The organism is Oscillatoria sp. HE19RPO, from assembly GCF_024220515.1.
Lineage (GTDB): Bacteria > Cyanobacteriota > Cyanobacteriia > Cyanobacteriales > Laspinemataceae > Laspinema.
Genome location: NZ_JAMXOT010000184.1, coordinates 1 through 5139, shown reverse-complemented (window position 1 = coordinate 5139; position 5139 = coordinate 1). Strand labels below are relative to the sequence as shown.

The following is a 5139-nucleotide window of genomic DNA, read 5'->3' as shown; positions in this document are numbered from 1 at the left end:
ATCCGAGTGAGCAAATTGTTCGGCTTACTCTACAGCAATCTGCCCCTTCTATTTTAGCTGAAAGTCCACCCAGCTTACTTTTGACAAAATTCCTTCAGGCCAAAGAGTTATTCATGCATAACAACATACACAGACGCATTGGACAGTTAAAAGCCCCTTGATAATGATCTCATAGAACTTTTCACTGTCCAGTATGTAAGCAAAATTTAAAATTCATACCCAAACACAATTTGCGTTGGAGTAAAGGCAATGACCATTTGCATCGGCACTTCAGGTTGGAGTTATCAACATTGGGAAGGTGTTCTTTATCCCCAGGGCTATTTCATTCTAAACAACTCCTTAATTAGTTTAAGGCAAAATCCCGCCAGACGTTGGGCTTTAGCCATATTATCAAATCCATAATCGCGGTATATGTGAGCGTGCAAAATTTCGAGCGACCGCCCAAATTTGAACCAAGGGTTTTGTTCTTATACGAGAAGCATCTTCACCTTGAGTTACATCCCGCACATAATGAACCTTGTTTTCGACTCCCCAATAACCTCGAATCCGCTTGGAAAATTCTTCAGCCGTTTCAATCAAAGAAGAAACGTAAAAACGAATTTTAACACTGGGTTCAATAATATTTGCTCGATGGACTTCGCGGTATGAATCAACACGAATCACGGTTTTTAGTCCAGGAAATTCAGGAATATTATCTAACTGATTACTAATACTGACCGTGCGTTTTTCAACGCGACCGTGACCAACATTGTTCGATTCATGAGTCTGAATAGCGTTAAAATTGGCTTGGACTGCTTCAAGTAGACCTGATTGGTTGCCTTTGAGCGCTCCAATATAGTCATTCCCACTGTCTACGATGACTTGAGCAGTTTTTTTGGGTACTGATTGCATCAAAAGCAAACACCACGCCCTTGAGGGCCATTTCTTTAATAAATGCGGGTAAGGCCGTGATTTCATTAGTTTTTGAATCAACTTCGTAGGGGTCGAGAATTAGCCCTCGTTCTACGATGTAGTCACTTGCCTTCCATAATTAATGGCCGGATGAGAATCTACATTAGCATTGTCATTAATGGCTTCATAATACCATAGTAAAACTTTGCCGTCCACTGCAACAATGGTTTCGCTCTCTATGGGGTCAATCCCCAAAAAACGCGATAAACAGGCTGAGTAGCGTTGCCGATCGATTCGCAATAACGTTCGTCGAATTGTACTGTAAGAAGGTAAACGTTTTTTCTCAAGGTTGAACAATTCTATCAATTCATCAGAGTATGCTTTGATCCAGTCTCCAATCGCTATAAACCCACGATTTCCAGCGGCAACACCGAGGGTAAATAAGGCTAGACATAGGCTTTGTTTATGCCGCGTGCCTGCTTGCCGTCGGCAATCCTCTAGATCGGCAAATGCTTCAACAATCGTTATCTGGGACATTTTGACCTGACCCCTCGGTGAGATTACTCTGTTATTCTATCAGGTCTTACACTAGAATGAAATAGCCCTGATTTGAATAGGGATTAGAACCGGGAATACCTGCTACATCAATTAAAGCGCTTTGTTTCAAAGAGTTAGTAGGGGTATCAATGTACCAACCCGGAATATTTTGGCGGCTTAACTTATAAACAAGGGCATCAAAATTTCCATTAAACAGAGTGGGAACGGCAAAATCTCCCCACATTCCCGATATAGGATTGTTTTCTTGCTTGACTGAAACTCGCTTAGTTTCTAAATATTCTCTCCAGCCGTCATTGGGATAGCTGAATTCTTGAATTTCGTCTTTGCTCAACTTACCTCCTTCAAAATTATATGGACGCAATTGATTTCCCCCACCCAAAACAGAGTGGAACCAACCCGTACCAATCCCCTCCCAAGGAGCCATCTCTTCACCGTGGCTAAAGTTAGCATTAGTGTGGTCTGGGGTGTACCAGGGTCGTTCGGAGGAGGATAAATCCCCCAAGCGACGATAAATCGTTTGCCCATTTTCTGAAGGAATTTGACTCAGATTGAAATTTGCCGTTCCCGCATACCATGCTGCTGCTGCTTGATGAGGACCACCTGTCTCTAGATTTTGGTCAAAACTCGCCCAGGAACCCAAATTCACATTCCAATCGGCAGAGGATAATTCTTGACCATTGAGGGTATTGCCCGTCCCTTTGTTCTGATAGTAGTTATCCGCATAAGTCACATTGTCCCACACTACCACTTCCGGATCGAGGACAGTGCTGAAAACGGGTTCGGGGAAAGTCGGGTCGTAATCATACGGATCGATTGTAGTCATTTGGAGGTCGCGATTAGAAGCACTTGTTCCCCCAGCATGAGGAAAATACGTCCCCAACCGCTGGATAATTTCTGTATTCACCACTGCACCTTGACCCAATCCAATAAAATGTAATGGCGAGTTAAAAATATCTCCTTGGATACGGATAAGATTGCCATTAGCATCATAAAGACGAGACCCCTCTCCCACTGCACCGCCATATTGTTGGTCGAGTTTCACCAAGGAAGCAAACAAAGAATCAGCCGCCGCTTCTGCAAAACCTCCGTTATAGAAACTGCTGGCATCGAGACCCTGCATCCAATCTGCTAACAATACCAGTGGTTTTTCTTCTATAGGTGTTGCGTTAGTCGCCACCCAATTATTCCCGTTTAAGGTGACAGATTGCCATCCCCCAGTGGAGGGATTGTATTTCATCACCGAACCACCTGCTTCTTGAATTTTACTGGCAAGGGCATTAATTTGACTGTCAAGCAAGCGGTTATGTCCTTCATCATTCTGTGGTTCTACGCCGCGAGTCAATACTGTCACACTCGTAAACGGACTGGATGAAGGACTTGGCGGTAAGGGAGTTTGGAATTCACTATCCTCAACAACTGGCCTCGGTGAGCCATTAATCACTGCTTCTACAGCCCAATGATACTCCTGACCCGCGTGGCTAAACTTGTGTTAGTGTTAAGGTAATAAATTAAATTTAGGGAGGTTAACTATGGATGCTGAGGAGTTACGAAGAAGGTACGCCGCGGGAGAACGGGATTTTGCTGGAATCAAAATAGAGAAGAGTAAAAACGGACGACTAAATTTAATAGGAATAAATTTGAGTGGTGCTAATTTGAGGCAAGCTTGCCTGAGCGGAGCAAATTTCAGTAGGGCAAACCTGTCCAACACAGATCTCAGGGGTTCTAACTTGTACGAAGCTAACCTGAGTGAAGCTAACCTGAGTGAAGCTAACCTGAGTGAAGCTAACTTGGGGTCCTCTGAATTAATAAATGCCAATTTCCGCAAAGCCAATTTAAGTGGAGCAGTTTTGAGTGAAGCAATTCTAAACGGTGCCGATCTGAGCCAAAGCAACCTAGATGGGGCAAATCTTTGCGAAGCTTCATTGTGCGATATCGATCTAACAGCAGCTTCTGTCAAACTTACTGACTTTGGCGGTTATGATGGAGCTTTGCTCACCAATGCTAATCTTACTGATGTCAACTTGAGTGAAGCAATACTTGAATGGGAATGTTCTATTATTAAAGGAGTAATTTTGCATAATACAATTTTGCCAAATGGGAGTATTATTAGTAATATTCGCAAATAGACATCTCTAAAAATTGAGGTTTTATGTTTTGGCAAAAATTAAATTTTGTTTTTTGCACGACGAATTATGAGTATATTAATAGAGTATATTCAGTCTCCTCCTCAAAATAACCAAGAGATTAATTGGGGTTACCTGATAGAAATTCAATCGATTGGTAGCCCAAGTAGTAGCTGCTAAATCTAAACTGAATAAATTCTAGGTTCATGGGTTTGGGACTCACAAACAATGTGTCACTCCCTTTATTTGTATTGGTAAAGAAAGTGGGGTTAATCGCTAAAATTTTTGACAACAAAAGGTTCGGGCAGGTTATAAAAATATCTATTATGGATTGTAGTCTTTAATAGCTCCATCAGTAGCATAACAAAAAACAGGATGCCCCACATTCTCATTTCTTAGAGGATGCCAATGTTTCAGTGTAACTCTTTAATCGCTTAAAGAGTTACTGTAAGCAATAATTGTTAAATATTTTACAGGAATTTTGTGAAGTCTAGCTGACATAGGGGAAGTTTTCTACCGTAGTAGGACCATCATATGTTCTTGCCTCAATAATTTCTTCAATTTCATCTGGCAGGTGTGACAGTAGATCGAGCCCTGTCATTTCTTCAATTGCATCTACAGTAGTTAGGTTATAAGGATGATACCACGGTAAGGGGATTATATCAGGAGGATTCTGGATAAAGTTAGGCAAATTGACCGCCACAACAGGTGTATCGATTGTTACATCTTGTATTCCTTGACCTGGTTTAAGCACTAAAAACACATTCCACATAAATTCAGGAATATTGATGTTATATACATTGAGAGGATCTTGCGGCTCATAAAAAAGATTTTGGGAGCCAGAACCTCCGGCAATGTTGTAAACCTCCCAACCCCGATATTTAACAATTCCTAAACTAAATGTTTCGAGTTTTCGCCATGCACCATGTCGGTTATTATCGATTTCTTGGGGCAATAAATTTGTGGTAAAATAAGTAGCCCATTGATCCTTTTGAGTTCTATTACGCTTTTCTCTAGCCATTACATGACCGCGATCTAAAGAGACTTCTCGAGGGTATCTTGAGTCTGCAAAATACTCAAATCCTTCAGTCGTATTTAAGTGGTCTGGAAGTAATCTATCTGATTGCCAAGGATAGGGATCGGTCACAGGGCGTACCCCTCTACTGGGAGCAGAGAGATTTCCCAGCCACGAGCGATTAAGTTGCCAGCTTACCCAGTTCGGTCCTTTATTACTCTCATTGTAAGACAAAGAATATTGCGGTCTTTCAATCAAATAATTATTAGCATGACTGGCTAGATCGGGCCGAGCCTCTTGCCCATTCAAAGTAGGATTTCCGAGAAGAAGATGTTCGCTTTTGAAGAACACATCATCCAGATAAACTGTCCCCTCTTCTATTTCAAATTTAACCGTGGCAACTTGACCTCGCAGGGATTCCGGGACATCTACATGGAAAGTCTCAAAGCCCGTTATTCCATAGCCAATTCTGTAGGTATCTGCGTCATTGTAACCTAAATCGTAGGGGCCATTGGCCTCTAATAGATGAATGGTTTCCTCTATTTTATGACC

General features: G+C 41.9%; 5 protein-coding genes. 1 reads left to right on the top strand and 4 read right to left on the bottom strand.

Features of this window, described 5'->3' with window-relative positions; all coding sequences use genetic code 11:
- Positions 1-390: 390 nt before the first annotated feature.
- The 3 genes from NG833_RS17240 to NG833_RS17230 all read right to left on the bottom strand — a co-directional run bounded on the left by NG833_RS17240 (position 391) and on the right by NG833_RS17230 (position 2890).
- Entirely contained in the window at positions 391-891 is a 501-nt protein-coding gene (locus NG833_RS17240; RefSeq protein ID WP_254566519.1) for an ISAs1 family transposase, read from the bottom strand.
- A 111-nt stretch (positions 892-1002) separates the two neighbouring features.
- Complete coding sequence (locus NG833_RS17235; protein WP_254566518.1) at positions 1003-1428, bottom strand: transposase family protein; 426 nt, start codon at positions 1426-1428, stop codon at positions 1003-1005.
- 46 nt (positions 1429-1474) lie between these two features.
- Positions 1475-2890, bottom strand: a complete 1416-nt coding sequence (locus NG833_RS17230; RefSeq protein WP_254566517.1) for a hypothetical protein — start codon at positions 2888-2890, stop codon at positions 1475-1477.
- An 88-nt stretch (positions 2891-2978) separates the two neighbouring features.
- Here NG833_RS17230 and NG833_RS17225 point away from each other — a divergent pair, with 88 nt between their 5' ends.
- On the top strand, positions 2979-3575 hold the full coding sequence (locus tag NG833_RS17225) for a pentapeptide repeat-containing protein (RefSeq protein ID WP_254566516.1): 597 nt from the start codon (positions 2979-2981) through the stop codon (positions 3573-3575).
- A 487-nt stretch (positions 3576-4062) separates the two neighbouring features.
- Here the strand turns inward: NG833_RS17225 and NG833_RS17220 are convergent.
- On the bottom strand, positions 4063-5139 hold a 1077-nt coding region (locus NG833_RS17220), incomplete at its 5' end, for a DNA/RNA non-specific endonuclease (protein ID WP_254566515.1).

What these genes read in the sequence shown, in the direction of transcription:
- NG833_RS17240 (WP_254566519.1), bottom strand. Translation starts at nt 891, where the DNA reads ATGCAATCAGTACCCAAAAAAACTGCTCAAGTCATCGTAGACAGTGGG.
- NG833_RS17235 (WP_254566518.1), bottom strand. Translation starts at nt 1,428, where the DNA reads ATGTCCCAGATAACGATTGTTGAAGCATTTGCCGATCTAGAGGATTGC.
- NG833_RS17225 (WP_254566516.1), top strand. Translation starts at nt 2,979, where the DNA reads ATGGATGCTGAGGAGTTACGAAGAAGGTACGCCGCGGGAGAACGGGAT.